The sequence below is a fragment of the Vibrio sp. CK2-1 genome (assembly GCF_021726515.1).
In the GTDB taxonomy this organism is placed as follows: domain Bacteria; phylum Pseudomonadota; class Gammaproteobacteria; order Enterobacterales; family Vibrionaceae; genus Vibrio.
Window position 1 is genome coordinate 58,121 of record NZ_JAKKCJ010000009.1, and the last position, 19,633, is coordinate 77,753.

The window sequence follows — 19,633 nt, forward strand, 5'->3', positions numbered from 1 at the left end:
TTGGATACTCTACGTATGTTTTTCTCTATACAAGCAGAGTATGATACCTCTTTTCTGGATAAAAAAGGCAAAGATCTATGTCAAATGCGTCTTTCAGTGACCAAAACTTAATTTGGGTCGACTTAGAAATGACAGGACTTGATCCTGAAACACATAAAATCATTGAGATCGCTTCCATCGTGACCGACAGTGAATTGAACATTCTAGCTGAAGGACCGGTTCTTGCTATTCATCAGCCAGAATCTGAACTGGCTAAGATGGATGACTGGTGTACCAATACCCATACCAATAGCGGTTTAGTGAAGCGTGTTCAAGAGAGTACGGTTTCAGAAGATGATGCAGTCGCTCAAACTATTGCCTTCTTAGAGCAATGGGTACCCAAAGGTAAGTCACCAATTTGTGGTAACAGTATTGGTCAAGATCGTCGTTTTTTATATAAGCACATGCCAGTACTTGAAGAGTATTTCCATTATCGCTACGTAGATGTCAGCACAATTAAAGAGTTAACTCGTCGTTGGCAACCAGAAGTGCTCGATGGTTTTTCAAAATCAGGTAGTCATTTAGCGCTTGATGACATCCGTGAGTCGATTGCAGAATTGCAGTACTATCGTTCAAGCGTGTTTAAAATTTAATAATTCTCAGTCGGTTGCTATAAAAAGTGCGGCTATAAACCGCAGGTTGAGTTATTTTTCAACGATTGAATAGATATTTGCATTTTTTTTGAAGTAGTACTTGCATCAAAAAAAAATGCTCTTATAATTCGCAGCCCTGAACAACGAAAGACGTTCAGGGTGACGATTCTCGAAGTGTAAAATTTATTACCACGAGAAACGCAAAGCGACACTAGCTCAGCTGGTAGAGCGCAACCTTGCCAAGGTTGAGGTCACGAGTTCGAACCTCGTGTGTCGCTCCAAATTAAAACGTTATTCGGAAAGAGCCGTTACTCGTCTATCGAGAAACGAGATTCCGGGTCACGAGAAACGAAAAGATCGGACGCGGGATGGAGCAGCTTGGTAGCTCGTCGGGCTCATAACCCGAAGGTCGTAGGTTCAAATCCTGCTCCCGCAACCAAATAAACGTTACTTGGAAAAAACGTTTCTAGTTCCTCGAAAATTCGAGCCACGAGAAACGAAATTCCGAGAATCGCAAAGCGACACTAGCTCAGCTGGTAGAGCGCAACCTTGCCAAGGTTGAGGTCACGAGTTCGAACCTCGTGTGTCGCTCCACTTCTTTTTTATAGAGAAGGGATAGTTATCATTGTACTTTAACAATGACATCCGGACGCGGGATGGAGCAGCTTGGTAGCTCGTCGGGCTCATAACCCGAAGGTCGTAGGTTCAAATCCTGCTCCCGCAACCAAATAAAAGTTACTTGGAAAAAACGTTTCTAGTTCCTCGAAAATCGAGCCACGAGAAACGAAATTCCGAGAAACGCGAAGCGACACTAGCTCAGCTGGTAGAGCGCAACCTTGCCAAGGTTGAGGTCACGAGTTCGAACCTCGTGTGTCGCTCCAAATAAAAACGTCATTCGGAAAGAGCCGTTACTCGTCTATCGAGAAACGAGATTCCGAGTCACGAGAAACGAAAAGATCGGACGCGGGATGGAGCAGCTTGGTAGCTCGTCGGGCTCATAACCCGAAGGTCGTAGGTTCAAATCCTGCTCCCGCAACCAAATAATCGTATCTTGGAAAAGTCGTTACTCGTCTATCGAGAAACGAGATTCCGAGCCACGAGAAACGAAAAAAAGCGACACTAGCTCAGCTGGTAGAGCGCAACCTTGCCAAGGTTGAGGTCACGAGTTCGAACCTCGTGTGTCGCTCCAAATAAAAACGTCATTCGGAAAGAGCCGTTACTCGTTTATCGAGAAACGAGATTCCGAGTCACGAGAAACGAAAAGATCGGACGCGGGATGGAGCAGCTTGGTAGCTCGTCGGGCTCATAACCCGAAGGTCGTAGGTTCAAATCCTGCTCCCGCAACCACATTAAGATGAATTGCTACTTAGCGATTTATCATGCGACACTAGCTCAGCTGGTAGAGCGCAACCTTGCCAAGGTTGAGGTCACGAGTTCGAACCTCGTGTGTCGCTCCAAATACATAAGGTTTCTAGTTTATAGTCCCTAGTTTCTAGGGAAAGACTGAAAGCCTAGGGACTAGGAACTTGTATCCTAGCTTCCTCCAAATATATAAAAACGATCTCTTTAGGGGTCGTTTTTTATTCTTTGTAATTCAGTGAGTGATATCACTATTCAATAATAAATTCAGTTTTTCTGGATTTCTGCTCTTTGATTGCTACAGTTTATATTTCCAAACTCAATTTGCACGTTTGATCTCAATGCTTCTCTGCATTATTACCCGCGTTATCTGAGAAGAATCAATAATTATCTACAAACTTATCCACATGTTTTTTTTGTGGATAACTTGGTGTGTAAGTTGTTTTTTAGTTGTAGTGAAATCCATTTCTAATGGATCATCTAAAGTTGATTAAAATCACAAATTAAATGACATGGTTGTAACCTGTTGTTTTGTATAATCATTGTGTTTTTACTGTATGGAAAAACAGTGCATAACAAGGATCTTTATTTGATTTTTACTTGATCTTTATCATTTCTTTTGAATGTGCTTAACTTTTTGTTACGCCCTGTCACGCTCTCGCTTTTGTCACTTTTTCCACATTTCTAATATTTTTTGGGATAAGTATCACTAAGCGTCTCTTGGTAACCCTTTTCCTATAATTCTAACTAGCCTTTCTAATTTAGTATTTCGTGCTGTATTGGCATCAATATCATTCTTCTTTTTATTTTGTTGCTCTATCGCCCACTGAATATGAATATCCAAATTATCATCTAACCCTAGGCGTGCTGTTAGTGCTTCTAGGATCGCAGATTCATAAGGCGCATTACCTAGGGCGATCGAAATATTACGTAACCACTGAGTGTGGCCAATACGGCGAATAGCAGAGCCTTCCATATTTTTTAAAAATTGAAGTTCGTTCCACTGGAATAGCTTGATAAGGTCAGCATCATTGAAGATGTCACGTCGGTGAAAGCTTGTTTCATTTGTGACGTCTGCTGCTCTATTCCATGGGCAGACCAATTGGCAATCATCACAGCCATAAATTCGATTGCCGATTTTTGAACGAAGCTCTTCAGGGATGACACCATCTAGTTCAATAGTGAGGTAGGAGATACATAGACGAGCATCAATCACGCCTTCTTCGACTATCGCTCCTGTAGGGCAAGATGTCATGCAAGCTCGACATTGGCCGCATTGATCTGTCTGAGGTTCATCAATAGGAAGGGGGATATCAACTAATAGCTCACCAAGAAAAAACCATGAGCCAGCCTGCTTATCAAGAATGAGGGAATGTTTTCCTGCCCAACCTAATCCTGCTTTTTGAGCTAAAGGGCGTTCTAAAATGGGCGCAGAGTCAACAAAAGGTCGATACCCTAATTCACCCACTTCTTCTTCAATTCGTTGACCTAGCTTTTTTAATTGGTTGCGGATGAGCTTATGGTAGTCGCGACCTAATGAATAACGACTAATATAAGCCTGAGTAGGATCGGATAAATTTGAAGCAAATTGTGCCTCTGGAGGCAAGTAGTCCATACGAACGCTTATTACACGAATGGTACCTGGGTGGAGTTCTTGTGGGCGCGCTCGCATCATGCCGTGTCGCGCCATCCAATCCATAGAACCATGGTAACCAGCATCAAGCCAACGCTGTAATTGGGCTTCATGTTCCGAGAGGTCAACATCGGTGATCCCAACTTGCTGAAAGCCGAGTTCTTTACCCCATTGTTTGATTTTATTAGCAAGTTCTTGATAGTTCATGTTAGACGGGCTATTTCGGTAAGATTTATATTAGAATTCTAGCATGAGTTAGGAGTGTGATTCAGTAGCAACGACGATCTCTATTTGCTGAGTAACGTAATTTTGACCAAGTTTCTATTTCTTTTTGACACTTTGTTTAGAATTTGTCGTCAATATATAGAATAATAGACCGATTGAGTCTTGCCACTGTTGACTCAGTCAGTTTACTATTTTTTATTGATGGAATTATAAGCTGCCAATAGGCCATTTATTTTACGGGTGATGACACTTTATGACGACCAAGCAGACGATAAAACAAGCTATGTTAAGTGATGAATCTGCGACCATCGCGTTTGGAACACAACTGGCTAAGTTATGCTCTCAGCAAACCACTATTTACTTACATGGTGATCTTGGTGCTGGGAAAACGACCTTTAGCCGAGGTTTCATTCGTGCTTTAGGCCATGAAGGAAATGTAAAGAGCCCGACGTATACCTTGGTTGAACCGTATCAGTTAGATAAGTGGCAAGTTTATCACTTTGATTTATACCGTCTTGCGGATCCTGAAGAACTCGAGTTTATGGGGATCCGAGATTACTTTACCCCCGATGCGATTTGCTTGGTGGAATGGCCTGAAAAAGGTGAAGGTCTGCTTCCTTTAGCCGATCTGGATATAGAACTACGTTACGTCGATGTGCAACGTCAGGTTGTGATCACGGCGAATAATGAATATGGGCAATCTTTAGTCAATAAGTTGGAGCTGTGTTGAAACATTCTTATTTTCGAGCGCTGTGTCTGCTCATGATGTTATGGCTTGGTGCTATTGCGAGTGCCAATGCTAATTCTTTAAATAGTATTCGAGTTTGGCCTTCACCTCATGACACCCGCGTGGTGATGGACATGGGCAGTGAGGCTAAATTTAGCTATTTCACCTTAAGTGGGCCAGATCGCTTGGTTCTGGATTTAAAACAAACACAATTAAAAACCAAGCTACCGATTGTAATTAAAGATAGCCCGGTATTAACTAAAATTCGTCATAGTACACCGGCTGAGCCATCAAGTTATCGTTTAGTGTTTGAATTGAAATCAGCACAAAAACCAGAAATATTTACTTTAGCGCCAACTGCAGATGGTCAATATGGACATAGGTTAGTGGTTGACTTTAAACATGAAGAAACCGCTTCGACATCATCAAATGCTACTGTTGCTAAAAATGCTACTGCTGCTAAAAGTGCCCCTCAAAAAGCATCCGCTCCAGCGGTTACAACGCGCGCCATTCCACCATCTAAAATCGTAGTGGCGATTGACCCAGGACATGGTGGTGAAGATCCAGGCTCTATTGGCCCGACTCGTAAATATGAAAAGCACGTGACATTAGCGATTGCTAAAAAAGTGGCGGCTAAACTGAATTCAACATCCAATATTCATGCGGTCTTAACTCGTACCGGTGATTACTACGTTAACTTAAATAAGCGTTCGGAAATTGCCCGTAAAAATAAATCTCTATTATTGGTTTCGATTCACGCCGATAGTTATACGACGGCAGGGCCACGCGGTGCTTCGGTATTCGTATTAAGTACTCGTCGTGCTAATACTGAAATTGGCCGTTGGGTGGTGAAAAAAGAAGAACAATCTGAGCTTCTAGGTGGTGGCGGTGTTCTACTGTCTAAAAACAGCAATGATAAAAACGTTAGCCAAACGGTATTAGATTTGCAGTTTAGCCACTCGCAAACTGAAGGTAATAAACTCGCGTTGAAAGTGATCCAAGAGTTAAGACAAGTGACAAAAATGCACACGTCTAAACCAGTTTATGCCAGCCTTGCCGTATTGAAGTCTCCAGATATTCCATCAATATTAGTTGAGACAGGCTTTATTTCTAATCCACAGGAAGAGAAGCTATTATTTCAGAACTACCACCAAAATAAATTAGCCGGTGCGATTTCCAATGCAGTGGTAGAGTACTTTAAAGCCAACCCACCGGAAGGCATGATTGTCGTGAATCAATCATCAGGTTCGACTCATAAAGTGAAAAGTGGCGAGTCTCTTTCGGTGATTGCCCATAATTATGGCACCACTACGGCAAACTTGATGAAGTGGAATAACTTAAAAAGTTCGACGGTATTTGTTGGCCAAGAGTTGAAAGTTGCTTCACCAGGTGCCACATCTAGTAATAGCGGTTCAACGGCTTCTCGTAGTTCTGGTAATACAACCGTTACTCATGTGGTAAAAAGTGGTGACTACCTAGGTAAAATTGCTGAACAATATTCAGTATCGGTGAGTAGCATTAAGCAACAGAATAACTTGCGCTCTAATACCTTAAAAGTTGGCCAAAAATTACAAATCAGCGTCCCGGTAAAAACCACGATCTACCAAGTAAGAAGTGGCGACTTCTTAGGTAAGATTGCCGACAAGTATGGCGTCAGTATCTCTGATATTCGTAAAGCCAATAATTTGAGATCCGATAGTCTAGCAGTAGGGCAGAAGTTGACCATACCTCAATCTTAAGCTCGCTCTTAATTTCAATCGATTAAATGGTGCAGTAGCGTTATGGCGATAAAAATTTTACCCGCTCGATTAGCCAACCAAATTGCGGCAGGTGAAGTAGTTGAGCGCCCTGCATCGGTGGTTAAAGAGCTGGTTGAAAATAGTATCGACTCCGGCGCGACGCGCATTGATGTTGATATTGAAAAGGGTGGCAGCAAGCTGATTCGAGTGCGTGACAACGGCTCGGGTATTGAAAAAGATGAACTAGGCTTGGCGCTCAGTCGTCATGCCACCTCGAAAATTCATTCTCTTGATGATCTTGAAGCCATTCTTAGCCTAGGCTTTCGCGGTGAAGCGCTGGCCAGTATCAGCTCGGTTTCGCGTTTAACCTTAACGTCTCGCACGGCAACACAAGCTGAAGCATGGGCTGCGTATGCGGAAGGTCGAGATATGGCGGTGCAATTAACCCCTGCCGCACACCCGATTGGAACCACTGTTGAAGTGGTCGATCTCTTTTTTAATACGCCTGCACGTCGCAAATTTCTACGCACTGAAAAGACCGAATTTTCTCATATCGATGAACTGCTTAAACGTATTGCGTTGAGCTGTTTTTCGGTCTCCATTACCTTACGTCATAATGGTAAAGTCATACGCCAATATCGCTCTGCTAAAACCGATCTACAAGTTGAAAAACGAGTGTCTGCGGTATGTGGTAATAATTTTATGGATCACGCGGTTGCGATTGAACTTAACCATGATGATTTAAAGCTTAAAGGTTGGATCACCACACCGGATGGTGCACGTAGTCAGAGTGATCTTCAGTACTGTTACGTTAATGGTCGAATGATGCGTGATAAGTTAATTAATCATGCTATCCGTCAAAGTTATGAGAATGCACTGCGCCCCGAGCAATTCGCGACTTATGTGTTGTTTATTGAAGTCGCCCCACATCAGGTCGATGTTAATGTTCATCCCGCTAAGCATGAAGTACGCTTTCACCATGCTCGCTTAGTTCACGACTTTATTTACCAAGCGTTAAGTGATGCACTGGCGCAAAGCATTGAGCTCGTTAAACCATCGGTATCTAAATCGGCGTACGCAACTGAACCCGCTGGAGGTGATGATTACTCGATTCGAGAGTCTGCTCCAGTCCATCAACCTCAGCATACAAGCTCTAACCCTAGTGCTAACACTCAAGCGTGGGAATCATCTCGTGTTTCATCGGGGCATTCGCGATCATCTTCCCCTGTCTCTTATCCAAGCTCGCGCCCATCATCCATAGTCCAGAAAAAGCAAACCGATGCTTATCGTGCTTTATTTGAGCCTTTGCCGAATGTTGCTGACGAGGAGTGTGATGAGTCGGAGCTAGGTGTTATGGAACAAGATGTTATGGATCAGGGTAATATCTATGTTTCTCAATCTCCAATGGAAAAGCATGAGAGCTCAGCGATCAATATCACCGACCTAGGTAAAGCATTAACGGTGATCCAAGATGTGTATTTATTGATGCAAAATGCGCAAGGTTGCCATTTGGTTGATTTAAATAAAGCAGAAGCGCTACGGGTTCAAGGGCAGTTTAATCTTGTTGATGGGGAAATGTTGAAAGCTCAGCCTTTATTGATCCCTTTAAATATTCCAATGTCGGCTGAAGATATTGAAACCTTAACGATTTATCAGAATCTATTGCTCACGCTGGGAATTGAATTAACAGCGAAAGGCAAAAGTAGCGTGATGGTAATGGGCGTACCACAACCATTACGTCAGAAAAATTTACAGCAATTAATACCTGACTTATTGGCTGAATTACAAAAAGAACAAAATATTGAACTACCCTTGATCACTCAATGGATCACAAGCAAGATTGTGGTAGCAAAACCAAAATATAGGCTTTCTGAAGCGATTCAGTTAGTCGCAGAACTCGAACAAATCTGGGGCGCTTATTTGCCTTATCATCAATATAACTGGATCCAACCTGTGAATTTCTCTGAATCAATAGCGGCGCTGCAATCATGAAACAACCATTACCACTCGCATTATTTTTAATGGGCCCAACCGCATCAGGTAAGACTGAACTGGCGATTCGCTTAAGACAAAAATATCCGGTTGAGATCATCAGTGTCGATTCTGCGTTAATTTATAAAGGCATGGATATTGGTACTGCTAAGCCTGATGCACAAGAACTAGCACTCGCACCGCATCGATTGATTGATATTCTCGATCCTAGTGAAGCCTATTCAGCTGCGGATTTTCGTCGTGATGCGTTGCAGCAGATGGATGAAATCGTCTCTCAAGGTAAAATTCCATTGTTGGTTGGCGGGACGATGCTGTACTACAAAGCTTTACTTGAAGGGTTATCACCATTACCCGCGGCTGATCCGGACATTCGTCAACAAATTGAACAAGAAGCCAATGAGAAAGGCTGGGATGCAATGCATCAACAGTTAAGTGAAATTGATCCTGTTTCCGCTAAGCGTATTCATCCTAACGATCCACAACGTTTGTCTCGCGCATTAGAAGTGTTTCGTATTTCAGGTAAAAGCCTAACCGAATTGACGGAACAAAAGGGTGAAGCATTGCCTTACCAAGTGAAGCAGTTTGCCATTATGCCAAAAGAGCGAGCAGAGCTTCACCGTCGGATTGAACTGCGATTTGAAAAAATGATGGCAGCCGGCTTTGAAGATGAAGTTAAAGCATTACGTGCCAGAGGTGATCTACATCTTGATCTTCCTTCAATTCGTTGTGTAGGCTATCGACAAGTGTGGGAATATTTAGATGGCAATGGTACATTGGATGAGGCTATCTTCCGTGGGGTGTGTGCCACACGTCAATTGGCCAAGCGACAAATCACCTGGTTACGCAGCTGGAATGACTTAATTTGGTTAGATAGCGAAGATATCGATGCGGGGGTTAAGGCGATTTCTGCCGAAATTGATCATTATTCACATTGATAACTTTATCAATCAAATTGTAAGTAAATTCTGATTGATGCAAGCATCTTGAATGAGTTTGAGTATATACTGTAATTGCTCATGCTCTTTGTACTCAGTGCTTTGCGTATGTGTCAAAAGCGACTTCAAGGTTGAAATCGCTATATAAAAGAAACTTTAGCAGTCGGGTGAATTCATCCGTTAATGCATGACTTATCGCTTATGCTGAGAAATCAGCAATATCGATAAGAATTGGCACTGCTTTTTGTGTAAGTAAGTACTTTTGATTTTCTACACTAAGTCCCACTTGGAACGTAGTAAAAAGAGAAAGTTAGCTAAAAATAAAATAAACAACAAATATAAGGAATATAAAATGGCTAAGGGGCAATCTTTACAAGACCCGTTCTTAAATGCGTTACGTCGCGAGCGTATCCCAGTATCAATCTATCTCGTGAATGGCATTAAATTACAAGGCCAAATTGAGTCATTTGATCAATTTGTGATCCTATTGAAAAATACAGTAAACCAAATGGTTTATAAGCATGCAATTTCTACCGTCGTTCCTGCTCGTGCGGTTAGCCATCATACGGCTGAACGTCCACAAGGTGAACGTACGGAACGTCCTCAACAAGAGAATTCTGAAGATTAATATCTATCTAATTTTGAACTATCAATCATTAAGGAGCGAGCTGCTTGTTTGACCGTTATGAAGCCGGTGAGCAGGCTGTACTTGTTCATATCAACTTCACACAAGAAGGTGAGTGGGAAGATCTCAGTGAGTTTGAAATGCTGGTATCTTCCGCTGGCGTCACATCGCTACAAGTTGTAACAGGTAGCCGCCAATCTCCGCACACAAAATACTATGTCGGAACCGGTAAAGCTCAAGAAATCGCGGATACAGTTAAGTCTCTCGGGGCTGAAATTGTCATTTTCAATCATGCTTTAAGTCCTGCTCAAGAGCGTAACTTAGAGTATTTATGTCAATGCCGTGTGTTGGATCGTACCGGGTTAATTCTCGATATTTTCGCCCAACGAGCTCGAACCCATGAAGGTAAATTGCAAGTAGAGTTGGCACAGTTACGCCATCTTTCTACTCGCTTGATTCGTGGTTGGACACACTTGGAGCGTCAAAAAGGTGGTATTGGTTTAAGAGGGCCGGGGGAAACTCAGCTTGAAACCGATAGACGATTATTGCGTGAGCGTATTAAAGCGATTTTGCGTCGTTTAGCGAAAGTGGCTAAGCAGCGTGAGCAAGGGCGTAAAGCGCGTCAACGTGCGGAAATTCCAACTATCTCATTAGTGGGTTATACCAATGCGGGGAAATCTACTTTATTTAACCGTATTACCGAAGCTGGGGTTTATGCAGCAGACCAATTGTTTGCAACGCTAGATCCGACTTTGCGTAAGATAGAGTTAGAGGATGTTGGTGGGGCAATCTTAGCGGATACCGTTGGTTTTATTCGCCACCTTCCACATGACTTAGTCGCTGCATTTAAAGCAACCTTGCAAGAAACGCAAGAAGCTGACATTTTGTTACATGTTGTGGATGCAAGTGATGACCGTTTTCGTGAGAATATTCATGCGGTAAACGAAGTTCTTGAAGAGATCGATGCTCATGAGGTTCCATCGCTATTAGTGATGAACAAGATTGATAGCATGGACGATCAGAAGCCAAGAATCGACCGTGATGATGAAGGCAGACCTCGCACTGTGTGGGTGTCAGCGATGGAAGGGCAAGGCATTGATTTGCTATTTGCTGCGCTGACAGAACGTCTAGCAACTCAAATTGTTCAATATCAGTTGTGTATTCCTCCTATGAATCAGGGGCGAATTCGGAGCCTGTTTTTCCAATTGAATGCAATTCAAGCGGAAGAGTATGATGAACAAGGCAATTTACTGATTGATATTAGAATGCAACAAGTTGATTGGTTAAGATTAGTGAAAAGAGAAGGGGCAGTCATGAGTGACTTTATCGTCACAGACATCACTGCTACAGTATGATATCAATTATTACGAGACAGATTGATATAACGTCATATCTATACGATGGAGCTTTCTAATGGCGTGGAATGAGCCTGGAAATAATAACGACAATAACGGCCGCGATAATGACCCTTGGGGTAAGAACAATAATCGTGGCGGTCGTGAACAAGGTCCACCTGATTTGGATGAGGTGTTTAATAAACTCAGCCAAAAGTTAGGTGGAAAATTTGGTAAGAAAGGAGGCGGTAAAGGGCCTTCTTTTGGTGGTGGCGGTGTAATGGGCTTTGGTGCCATTGCGATTATTGCCATTTTAATTTGGGTGTTCTCTGGTTTCTACACTATCGGTGAAGCAGAAAGAGGTGTGGTTTTACGCTTAGGCAAATATGAGCGTATGGTTGACCCTGGTCTAAACTGGCGTCCTCGCTTTATTGATGAAGTTTCTGCGGTAAACGTACAAGCTATTCGTTCTTTACGTGCATCTGGCTTGATGCTGACTAAAGATGAAAATGTAGTTACCGTTGAAATGGGCGTTCAATATCGCGTATCCGATCCATATAAATATCTGTACCGTGTGACGAATGCTGATGATAGCTTACGTCAAGCAACTGATTCAGCACTACGTGCGGTTATCGGTGATTCATTAATGGATAGTATTTTGACTAGTGGTCGTCAGGCGATTCGTCAAGAAACAGAAAAAACCTTGAACCAAATTATCGATAAATACGATATGGGCTTAACGGTTATTGATGTGAACTTCCAATCATCTCGTCCTCCTGAGCAAGTAAAAGATGCATTTGATGATGCGATTGCGGCTCGAGAAGATGAAGAACGTTTCATTCGTGAAGCAGAAGCTTATAAAAATGAAATTTTACCGAAAGCAACGGGTCGAGCTGAACGTTTGAAGAAAGAAGCGCAAGGTTATACTGAACGCACGGTAAATGAAGCATTAGGTCAAGTTGCTCAGTTTGAGAAATTACTTCCTGAATATAATGCAGCACCAGGTGTCACTCGTGACCGTTTGTACTTAGATTCAATGGAGAAGATTTATTCTCATAGCTCGAAAGTGCTGATTGACTCTGACTCATCAGGCAATATGTTATATCTGCCAATTGATAAGTTGATTTCAGAATCTAAGCAAAACAACAGTTCAACTCGTGCAAAAGATAAAACGCAACCAACCTATGATGGTATTCAGTTGGATCCACAAAACAGCACTGAATCTCAAGATTCAGGCACTAACTCAACATCTACACGTCAAGGGAGATTCTAAGCATGCGTAAGTTAATTATCCCTTTAGTTGCGATTTTAATTGTCGTTTCGTTAATGTCGGTGTTCGTGATCCCTGAAGGTGAGCGTGGCATCGTGATCCGTTTTGGTCGTGTACTTAAAGATACCAATGAAATCTCTAAGATTTACCCGCCAGGGTTACACATTAAAATGCCTTTCTTTGATAGTGTAAGAACGTTAGATGCGCGAATCCAAACCATGGATGGCCGCTCTGACCGTTTCGTAACCTCAGAGAAAAAAGACGTAATCATCGATACCTATGTTAAGTGGAAAATCAGTGATTTTGGTCAGTACTACCTAGCAACGGGTGGCGGTAATACCTTAACAGCAGAAACGTTACTTGAGCGTAAAGTGACTGATGTACTTCGTTCTGAAATTGGTTCACGTGAAATTAAGCAAATTGTTTCTGGACCAAGCAGTGATGTTGTTGCGGTAGATTCTATCGATGATAATGAAGTACTGCCTGAATCTGCCAAAGAAGCACTTGAAATTGATGGCGAACGTGATCAAATCATGCAAGATGTATTGGAAGATACTCGTGGTAGTGCAATGAAAGATTTGGGTGTTGAAGTGGTTGACTTCCGTATGAAGAAAATCAACTTACCTGATGAAATCAGTGAGTCTATTTACCGACGTATGCGTGCAGAGCGTGAATCGGTTGCTCGTAAACACCGTTCTCAAGGCCGTGAAAAGGCAGAGATCATTCGAGCTCAAGCTGAGTTAGAAGTGGCGACAATTCTTGCAGAAGCTGATAAGACCGCTCGTGTAACACGAGGTGACGCTGATGCAACTGCAGCGAATATTTACTCAAAAGCTTATACACAGTCACCTGAGTTTTATAGCTTCTTACGTTCATTGAAAGCGTATGAGAAGTCATTTAGCAACAAGAGTGACTTGTTAGTACTTGATCCTAAGAGTGATTTCTTCAAGTACATGAATGACAGTAATGGTCGAAAATAAGTTGATTGAACTTATTCGGTAGTAAGATTTGAAAGGCCCTTCGTGGGTCTTTCTTGTTTCTGATATATAAAAGTTTTTGGGATATAAAAGAGAGAGATTGAAAATGACCGCATTGATGATCGCCATTGGTCTATTGCTGATTTTTGAAGGGATGGGGCCAGCGTTATTTCCAAAACAGTGGCGCGATATGGTGAGTCAAATGGCTCAGCAGCCCGATCAGCAATTAAAGCGTATTGGTACCGGTCTGATTCTGGTTGGTGCTGTTATTGTGTTATTGGTGGTGAGTTAGCTTTTATGCTTCAATTTTGTAAAACCTAATATGCTGTCTGATATACAATATTTGTCGCAAAATTAACTTGCATAAAAAATCATCTAAAAAATGACTGCAAGATGGTACTAGGCTATGCTAGAATCCTTTTTTAACTAGCAAGCAGACTTAGAAAGATGGGAAATAACGTAGTCGTTCTGGGCACCCAATGGGGTGACGAAGGTAAAGGTAAAATAGTTGACCTTTTAACTGAAGATGCAAAATATGTGGTTCGCTATCAAGGCGGTCACAATGCAGGTCACACTCTAGTCATTGACGGTGAAAAAACCGTTCTTCACTTAATTCCATCAGGTATTCTACGCGAAAATGTAAAATGCATTATCGGTAATGGCGTAGTACTTTCACCTGACGCTTTATTAAAAGAAATGAAACCGCTTGAAGAGCGTGGCATTCCAGTTCGCGAACGCTTATACATTTCTGAAGCTTGTCCTCTAATTCTTCCTTATCATATTGCTTTAGACCAAGCTCGTGAATTAGCTCGTGGTAAAAAAGCAATTGGTACAACTGGTCGTGGTATCGGTCCAGCTTACGAAGATAAAGTTTCTCGTCGCGGTTTACGTGTTGGCGATTTGTTCGACATGGAATCTTTCGCGCAAAAATTAAAAGAAGTGATGGAATATCATAACTTCCAACTAGTGAACTACTACAAAGTAGAAGAAGTGAACTACGAAGAAGTGTTGGAGCAAGTAAAAGGCTATGCTGAATTACTGACTTCACTTGTGATTGATGTGACCGATGAGCTTGATTCTGCTCGTAAACGTGGTGATAAAATCATGTTTGAAGGCGCGCAAGGTACATTGCTTGATATCGACCACGGTACTTACCCTTATGTAACTTCTTCAAACACTACTGCTGGTGGTGTTGCTGCAGGTTCTGGTTTTGGTCCTCGCCACTTAGGTTACATCTTAGGTATCGCGAAAGCTTACTGTACACGTGTTGGCTCCGGTCCATTCCCGACTGAGTTATACGATGGCTTAGAGAAGCAAGATCCGGTTGGTAAACACTTAGGTACAGTGGGTAACGAATTTGGTGCAACCACTGGTCGTTTACGTCGTACAGGTTGGTTTGATGCGGTTGCTATGCGCCGTGCCATTCAAATTAACTCTTTATCTGGTTTCTGCCTAACTAAGCTTGATGTACTTGATGGCTTAGAAGAAATCAAAATCTGTACTAGCTACAAAATGGATGACGGTTCTATTGTTGAAGTGTCTCCAATGTCAGCAGATGATTTTGAAAGAGCGACACCAGTTTACGAAACTATGCCTGGCTGGTCTGAAAATACTTTCGGTGCTAAGTCTATTGATGAGTTACCTCAAGCGGCTCTTGATTACATCAAGCGTATTGAAGAGTTAACCGGTGTTCCAGTTGATATTATTTCAACAGGTCCTGACCGTAACGAAACCATCATTAAGGTTCACCCATTTAATTCTTAATGTTGAATTAAATTGAGTATTAAAAAAGCCGACTTCAATGTCGGCTTTTTGTTGCGTGTAATTTGTGACTATCGAGTCAATTACAGTACTTTATGAGGACCAAAGCATTCGTAGTGAATGTTTGCTTCTGGTACTTGTTTTTCGACTAATTGCTTCGCAACAAACTGCATGAATTCAATTGGACCACATAGGTAGAAATCTGTCGCTTGCCAGTCGATAGAATCCACAGCGTTTAAATCCATGAAACCTTGTTGATCTTTATACCAAACCTGTTGGCTTAAGTTTGCTTGTTGTTCTGCATAGTCAGCAACCGTTTGAGCGAATGCATGACGCTCAATGCTGTCTGCAGCATGCAACCAATGGATGTTCGCTTTGTGAGTTGCTTTAATGCTTTCTAAGATGGCGAGCATTGGGGTTAGACCAACACCTGCTGAAATTAGGGCAACCGGCTTGTCTGCTTCTGCTGTAAAGAAGAAATCACCGGCTGGCGCTGCAAGTTGTACAGTATCGCCCACTTGGATTTCATTATGAATGTGATTAGAGGCCACACCTTGATCTTCTCGTTTTACCGAGATGCGGTAAGTCTTACCATTTGGTGCATCTGACAAGCTATATTGACGAATTTCTTGGTTGGCTAGTTTGTCTGAGTTGAGGTAGATACCAATGTATTGTCCAGGTTTGTAACCAACAACGCCTTGACCATCAGTAGGCTCAAAAACAAAGCTGGTGATCACATGGCTTTCTGGCGTTTTTTCAATGACTTTAAATTCACGAGTTCCACGCCAACCACCAATTTCTTGTTCGTTTTGTTGGTAAATTTCTTCTTCTCGGTTGATGAAAATGGTGGCGAGTAAGCCATAAGCTTCAGCCCAAGCATCGAGAACCGCTTGTCCTGGGCTCATTAGTTCATCAATTGTTGCTAGTAAGTGAGTACCAACAATATCGTATTGCTCTGCTGTGATGTTAAAGCTGGTATGTTTTTGGGCGATCTTTTCAACCACAGGTAGTAAAACTTCAACATTATCAATGTTGGCAGCGTAGCCATAAACCGCATTGAATAGAGCTTCACGCTGACGACCAGTATCTTGATGAGTTAGGTTAAATACATCTTTCAGTTCAGGATGATGCTTGAACATACGATCATAAAAATGAGCGGTCATTGAAGGTCCCGCTTCGGCAATAAGCGGGGCGGTAGACTTGACGATATCGATGGTTGATTGACTTAACATATCCGTACCTTTTTAAAGTTGCATTTAAGATGTATCTTTATTGTTATCTAAACGTATCATTCAGTCAATCTAATACTTATACTCAAGTGAATTCTGCATCTTGAAGTTACTTGGGTATATAATGTTGCAATTCGAAGTTGGGAGTAGATATGCAATTAACATCTTTTACTGATTATGGTTTGAGGTCATTACTTTATTTAGCCGCATTGCCTGAGGGTGAGCGTTCTAATATACAAGCAGTGAGTGAGCGATTTTCTATTCCCAAAAATCACCTAATTAAAATCATCAATAAACTTGCACAGCTTGGTTATATTCAAGCCACAAGAGGTAAGCATGGCGGTATTGTTTTAGGTAAGCCAGCTGAACAGATTGTCGTCGGCCAAGTGGTTAGAGACTTAGAACCATTGCAGCTAATTGATTGCTCTGAAAGTGCCTGTCACATTACATCGGCTTGTCGTTTAAAATCGCAACTCGCCAAAGCAAAAGAGGCATTCTTGTCTCAACTTGATCAATGTACTCTTGCTGACTTGCTTGATAATAATGATGATCTGGTATTACTCCTTACTCCTGTGTGACATACGCTTGTCATTGTTATCTGCTTTAATTAAAAGAAGATATTTAAACGATTTCTGTAGGTTAACGCCTCACTCAGATATACTAATCATTACACTTTGCGCACATAAGCAGGTTTGTCATGTCCGAACGTACCCATATTGATCCTTTCGCAGCTCGTGAATCCGAAAAATACGAAAATCCAATCCCGAGTCGAGAGTTCATTCTTGATTTTTTAAAGCAAGCAAATATGCCAATGAATCGTAATGATTTATTTGAAGCTCTGAACTTAAAAGGTGAGGATGAATATGAAGGTTTACGCCGTCGCTTGAGAGCAATGGAGCGAGATGGTGAGCTGATCTTTACCCGTCGTCAATGCTATGCCTTACCAGAAAAAATCGATTTAATTAAAGGTACCGTAATTGGACACCGCGACGGCTTTGGTTGGGTTCGCCCTGAAGGAAGTGTAGGCAAAGACAATGATGTTCTGCTTCCTCATCACCAAATGCGTACAGTGATCCATGGTGACTATGTTCTTGTTCAGCCGAATGGCGAAGATAAACGTGGTCGTAAGGAAGGGCGCTTAGTTCGAATTCTTGAAGCACGTAAAACCAATCTTGTAGGACGTTTCTTTTTAGAAGATGGCCATGCCTTTGTCGTGCCTGATGATTCTCGTATTAGCCAAGATATTTTGATCCCTGATGAGTTCCGCGAAGGCGCTCGTATGGGGAATGTGGTAGTCGTTGAATTGACCGCTCGTGCGACGCGTTCTCGTGGCATGATGGGTAAAATCGTTGAAGTACTAGGTGAAAATATGGCACCCGGTATGGAAATTCAAATCGCGATCCATACACACCAAATTCCCGACCAATGGCCGGTTGCCGTTGAGAAGCAAGTTGAACACCTTGGTGAAGAAGTACCAGAAGAAGCCAAAGAAGGCCGAGTGGATTTACGTGATCTACCACTTGTCACTATTGATGGTGAAGATGCCCGTGACTTTGATGATGCGGTTTACTGCCAAGCGAAAAAAGGTGGTGGTTGGCGTTTATGGGTCGCCATTGCGGATGTGAGTTACTATGTTCGCCCGAATACTGCGCTAGATAAAGAAGCGATTAATCGTGGTAACTCGGTGTACTTCCCATCGCAAGTTGTCCCTATGTTGCCTGAAGTTTTGTCGAACGGTTTATGTTCGTTAAACCCACAAGTTGACCGTTTATGTATGGTCTGTGAAATGACCATTTCGGCTTCGGGTAAGCTTTCTGGCTACAAGCATTATGAAGCGGTGATGAATTCACATGCTCGTCTCACCTACAATAAAGTATCGGATATTTTAGAGGGTAATGAAGAGTTACGTACTCGTTATCATGCCTTAGTGCCGGACTTAGAAGAATTACACAAAATGTATAACGTGCTGAAAGTGGCGCGTGAAAACCGTGGGGCGATTGAATTTGAAACCACGGAAACCAAATTTATCTTTAATGAACTGCGTAAAATTGATCGTATTGAACCTGTCGTGCGTAACGATGCGCATAAGATCATTGAAGAATGTATGATTTTAGCCAATATCGCATCGGCCTCTTTTGTTGAAAAAGCCAAAGAGCCTGCACTATACCGTGTGCATGACACTCCAGGTGAAGAGCGACTTACAGGCTTTAGAGATTTCTTGGGTGAGTTAGGTTTGAACTTAACCGGCGGGCTTGAGCCAACGCCAACTGATTATGCGCAATTGATCAAAGCAATTGGTGAGCGTCCAGATAAAGAGCTGATTCAAACCATGTTGTTACGCTCGATGAAGCAAGCGGTTTATAATGCGGAAAATGGTGGCCACTTTGGTTTAGCATTACAGCGTTATGCTCACTTTACTTCACCGATTCGTCGTTATCCGGATCTGCTACTTCACCGTGCGATTAAATATTTAATTGCGAAGAATGACGGTGTGAATACCGACCGTTGGACGCCAACCGGTGGTTATCATTATAGCTTTGATGATATGGACTTTTACGGTGAGCAATGCTCAATGACTGAGCGTCGTGCGGACGATGCCACCCGTGATGTCTCTGATTGGCTAAAATGTGAATACATGCAAGACCATGTCGGCGAAGAGCTCGACGGGGTGATTGCCAATGTGACTGGTTTTGGTTTCTTTGTTCGATTGAGTGATCTACACATTGATGGTTTAGTGCATATTTCGTCATTAGCGAATGACTATTATCAATTTGATCCTCTAGGTCAGCGCTTGATTGGTGAGAGTTCAGGCGTTATTTATCGCTTGGGTGATTCAGTTAAAGTAAAAGTATTAGCGGTAAATCTTGATGATCGCCAAATTGACTTTGAAGTAGTGGGTACTGAGCGCCAACCTCGCGGTAAAGGTAAGACGGCTAAGAAGCGTGCTGCTAATGCGGATAAAAAGGCATCGACTCAAAAGAAACAAGCGGTTAAAGCCAATAAACCTGGTCAAAAAGCGAAGCCACTGGTTGAGCCAACTAAGCGACCAGATGACAGTTCTGACAAACCGAAAAAGAAAAAAGCGCGTAAGCCGAAAGGAGCCGCTGCCGGAAAACCGGGCACGAAACCTAAGCGTAGTAAGCCATCGGCATCTAAGCGCGCTAAGATGAAACAACAAAATTCTTAAGTTTAGTG

Annotated in this window: 15 protein-coding genes and 9 tRNA genes; 22 read left to right on the forward strand and 2 right to left on the reverse strand. The window is 42.4% G+C overall.

All coding sequences use genetic code 11. The features are described 5' to 3' along the window. Positions 1 to 77 precede the first annotated feature (77 nt). The 10 genes from orn to L3V25_RS16075 all read left to right on the forward strand — a co-directional run bounded on the left by orn (position 78) and on the right by L3V25_RS16075 (position 2,089). A complete protein-coding gene (gene orn / locus L3V25_RS16030; RefSeq protein ID WP_237296459.1) occupies positions 78 to 632 on the forward strand; it encodes an oligoribonuclease in 555 nt (184 codons plus the stop codon). A 205-nt stretch (positions 633 to 837) separates the two neighbouring features. Next, positions 838 to 913: transfer RNA gene (locus L3V25_RS16035), tRNA-Gly, on the forward strand. Positions 914 to 994: 81 nt separating this feature from the next. Continuing rightward, positions 995 to 1,071: transfer RNA gene (locus tag L3V25_RS16040), tRNA-Met, on the forward strand. Between the two features lie 79 nt (positions 1,072 to 1,150). Further along, positions 1,151 to 1,226 (forward strand) — tRNA-Gly (locus L3V25_RS16045). 56 nt (positions 1,227 to 1,282) lie between these two features. Next, positions 1,283 to 1,359 (forward strand) — tRNA-Met (locus L3V25_RS16050). Between the two features lie 78 nt (positions 1,360 to 1,437). Continuing rightward, positions 1,438 to 1,513, forward strand: a tRNA-Gly gene (locus L3V25_RS16055). An 81-nt stretch (positions 1,514 to 1,594) separates the two neighbouring features. Continuing rightward, positions 1,595 to 1,671: transfer RNA gene (locus L3V25_RS16060), tRNA-Met, on the forward strand. Positions 1,672 to 1,745: 74 nt separating this feature from the next. After that, positions 1,746 to 1,821: transfer RNA gene (locus L3V25_RS16065), tRNA-Gly, on the forward strand. A gap of 81 nt (positions 1,822 to 1,902) precedes the next feature. Next, a tRNA-Met gene (locus L3V25_RS16070) sits at positions 1,903 to 1,979 on the forward strand. Between the two features lie 34 nt (positions 1,980 to 2,013). Beyond that, positions 2,014 to 2,089, forward strand: a tRNA-Gly gene (locus L3V25_RS16075). A gap of 611 nt (positions 2,090 to 2,700) precedes the next feature. Here L3V25_RS16075 and queG read toward each other — a convergent pair. Continuing rightward, positions 2,701 to 3,831, reverse strand: coding sequence for a tRNA epoxyqueuosine(34) reductase QueG (queG, locus tag L3V25_RS16080; RefSeq protein WP_237296460.1), 1,131 nt, complete (start codon positions 3,829 to 3,831; stop codon positions 2,701 to 2,703). 301 nt (positions 3,832 to 4,132) lie between these two features. Between queG and tsaE the strand changes: the two genes are divergently transcribed. The 10 genes from tsaE to L3V25_RS16130 all read left to right on the forward strand — a co-directional run bounded on the left by tsaE (position 4,133) and on the right by L3V25_RS16130 (position 15,212). Then, positions 4,133 to 4,579 carry a tRNA (adenosine(37)-N6)-threonylcarbamoyltransferase complex ATPase subunit type 1 TsaE gene (gene tsaE / locus L3V25_RS16085; RefSeq protein WP_226981093.1) on the forward strand — a complete coding sequence of 149 codons (447 nt, stop codon included), beginning with the start codon at positions 4,133 to 4,135 and terminating at the stop codon, positions 4,577 to 4,579. Between the two features lie 32 nt (positions 4,580 to 4,611). After that, positions 4,612 to 6,315 carry an N-acetylmuramoyl-L-alanine amidase gene (locus tag L3V25_RS16090; RefSeq protein WP_237296461.1) on the forward strand — a complete coding sequence of 568 codons (1,704 nt, stop codon included), beginning with the start codon at positions 4,612 to 4,614 and terminating at the stop codon, positions 6,313 to 6,315. A 42-nt stretch (positions 6,316 to 6,357) separates the two neighbouring features. Beyond that, the gene (gene mutL, locus L3V25_RS16095; RefSeq protein ID WP_237296462.1) at positions 6,358 to 8,307 is read left to right on the forward strand and encodes a DNA mismatch repair endonuclease MutL; all 1,950 of its coding nucleotides are present in this window, start codon (positions 6,358 to 6,360) and stop codon (positions 8,305 to 8,307) included. Continuing rightward, complete coding sequence (gene miaA, locus L3V25_RS16100; protein ID WP_237296463.1) at positions 8,304 to 9,242, forward strand: tRNA (adenosine(37)-N6)-dimethylallyltransferase MiaA; 939 nt, start codon at positions 8,304 to 8,306, stop codon at positions 9,240 to 9,242. Before mutL ends, miaA begins: the two co-directional genes overlap by 4 nt. A gap of 352 nt (positions 9,243 to 9,594) precedes the next feature. Then, complete coding sequence (hfq, locus tag L3V25_RS16105) at positions 9,595 to 9,870, forward strand: RNA chaperone Hfq (protein WP_027695392.1); 276 nt, start codon at positions 9,595 to 9,597, stop codon at positions 9,868 to 9,870. Positions 9,871 to 9,914: 44 nt separating this feature from the next. Further along, a complete protein-coding gene (gene hflX / locus L3V25_RS16110; protein WP_237296464.1) occupies positions 9,915 to 11,222 on the forward strand; it encodes a ribosome rescue GTPase HflX in 1,308 nt (435 codons plus the stop codon). A gap of 58 nt (positions 11,223 to 11,280) precedes the next feature. Further along, positions 11,281 to 12,474, forward strand: coding sequence for an FtsH protease activity modulator HflK (gene hflK / locus L3V25_RS16115; RefSeq protein ID WP_237296465.1), 1,194 nt, complete (start codon positions 11,281 to 11,283; stop codon positions 12,472 to 12,474). Positions 12,475 to 12,476: 2 nt separating this feature from the next. Further along, a complete protein-coding gene (gene hflC, locus L3V25_RS16120; protein WP_089124586.1) occupies positions 12,477 to 13,451 on the forward strand; it encodes a protease modulator HflC in 975 nt (324 codons plus the stop codon). A 103-nt stretch (positions 13,452 to 13,554) separates the two neighbouring features. Then, complete coding sequence (locus tag L3V25_RS16125; RefSeq protein ID WP_237296466.1) at positions 13,555 to 13,740, forward strand: DUF2065 domain-containing protein; 186 nt, start codon at positions 13,555 to 13,557, stop codon at positions 13,738 to 13,740. A gap of 155 nt (positions 13,741 to 13,895) precedes the next feature. Continuing rightward, entirely contained in the window at positions 13,896 to 15,212 is a 1,317-nt protein-coding gene (locus L3V25_RS16130) for an adenylosuccinate synthase (RefSeq protein WP_237296467.1), read from the forward strand. Between the two features lie 80 nt (positions 15,213 to 15,292). On the opposite strand, the gene hmpA is transcribed toward L3V25_RS16130, so the two are convergent. Then, positions 15,293 to 16,441 carry an NO-inducible flavohemoprotein gene (gene hmpA, locus L3V25_RS16135; protein ID WP_237296468.1) on the reverse strand — a complete coding sequence of 383 codons (1,149 nt, stop codon included), beginning with the start codon at positions 16,439 to 16,441 and terminating at the stop codon, positions 15,293 to 15,295. A 149-nt stretch (positions 16,442 to 16,590) separates the two neighbouring features. Here hmpA and nsrR point away from each other — a divergent pair, with 149 nt between their 5' ends. Then, positions 16,591 to 17,016, forward strand: a complete 426-nt coding sequence (nsrR, locus tag L3V25_RS16140) for a nitric oxide-sensing transcriptional repressor NsrR (RefSeq protein ID WP_237296469.1) — start codon at positions 16,591 to 16,593, stop codon at positions 17,014 to 17,016. A gap of 119 nt (positions 17,017 to 17,135) precedes the next feature. Beyond that, positions 17,136 to 19,625 (forward strand): ribonuclease R, encoded by a 2,490-nt coding sequence (gene rnr, locus L3V25_RS16145; protein ID WP_237296470.1) that lies wholly within the window; start codon positions 17,136 to 17,138, stop codon positions 19,623 to 19,625. Positions 19,626 to 19,633 lie beyond the last annotated feature (8 nt).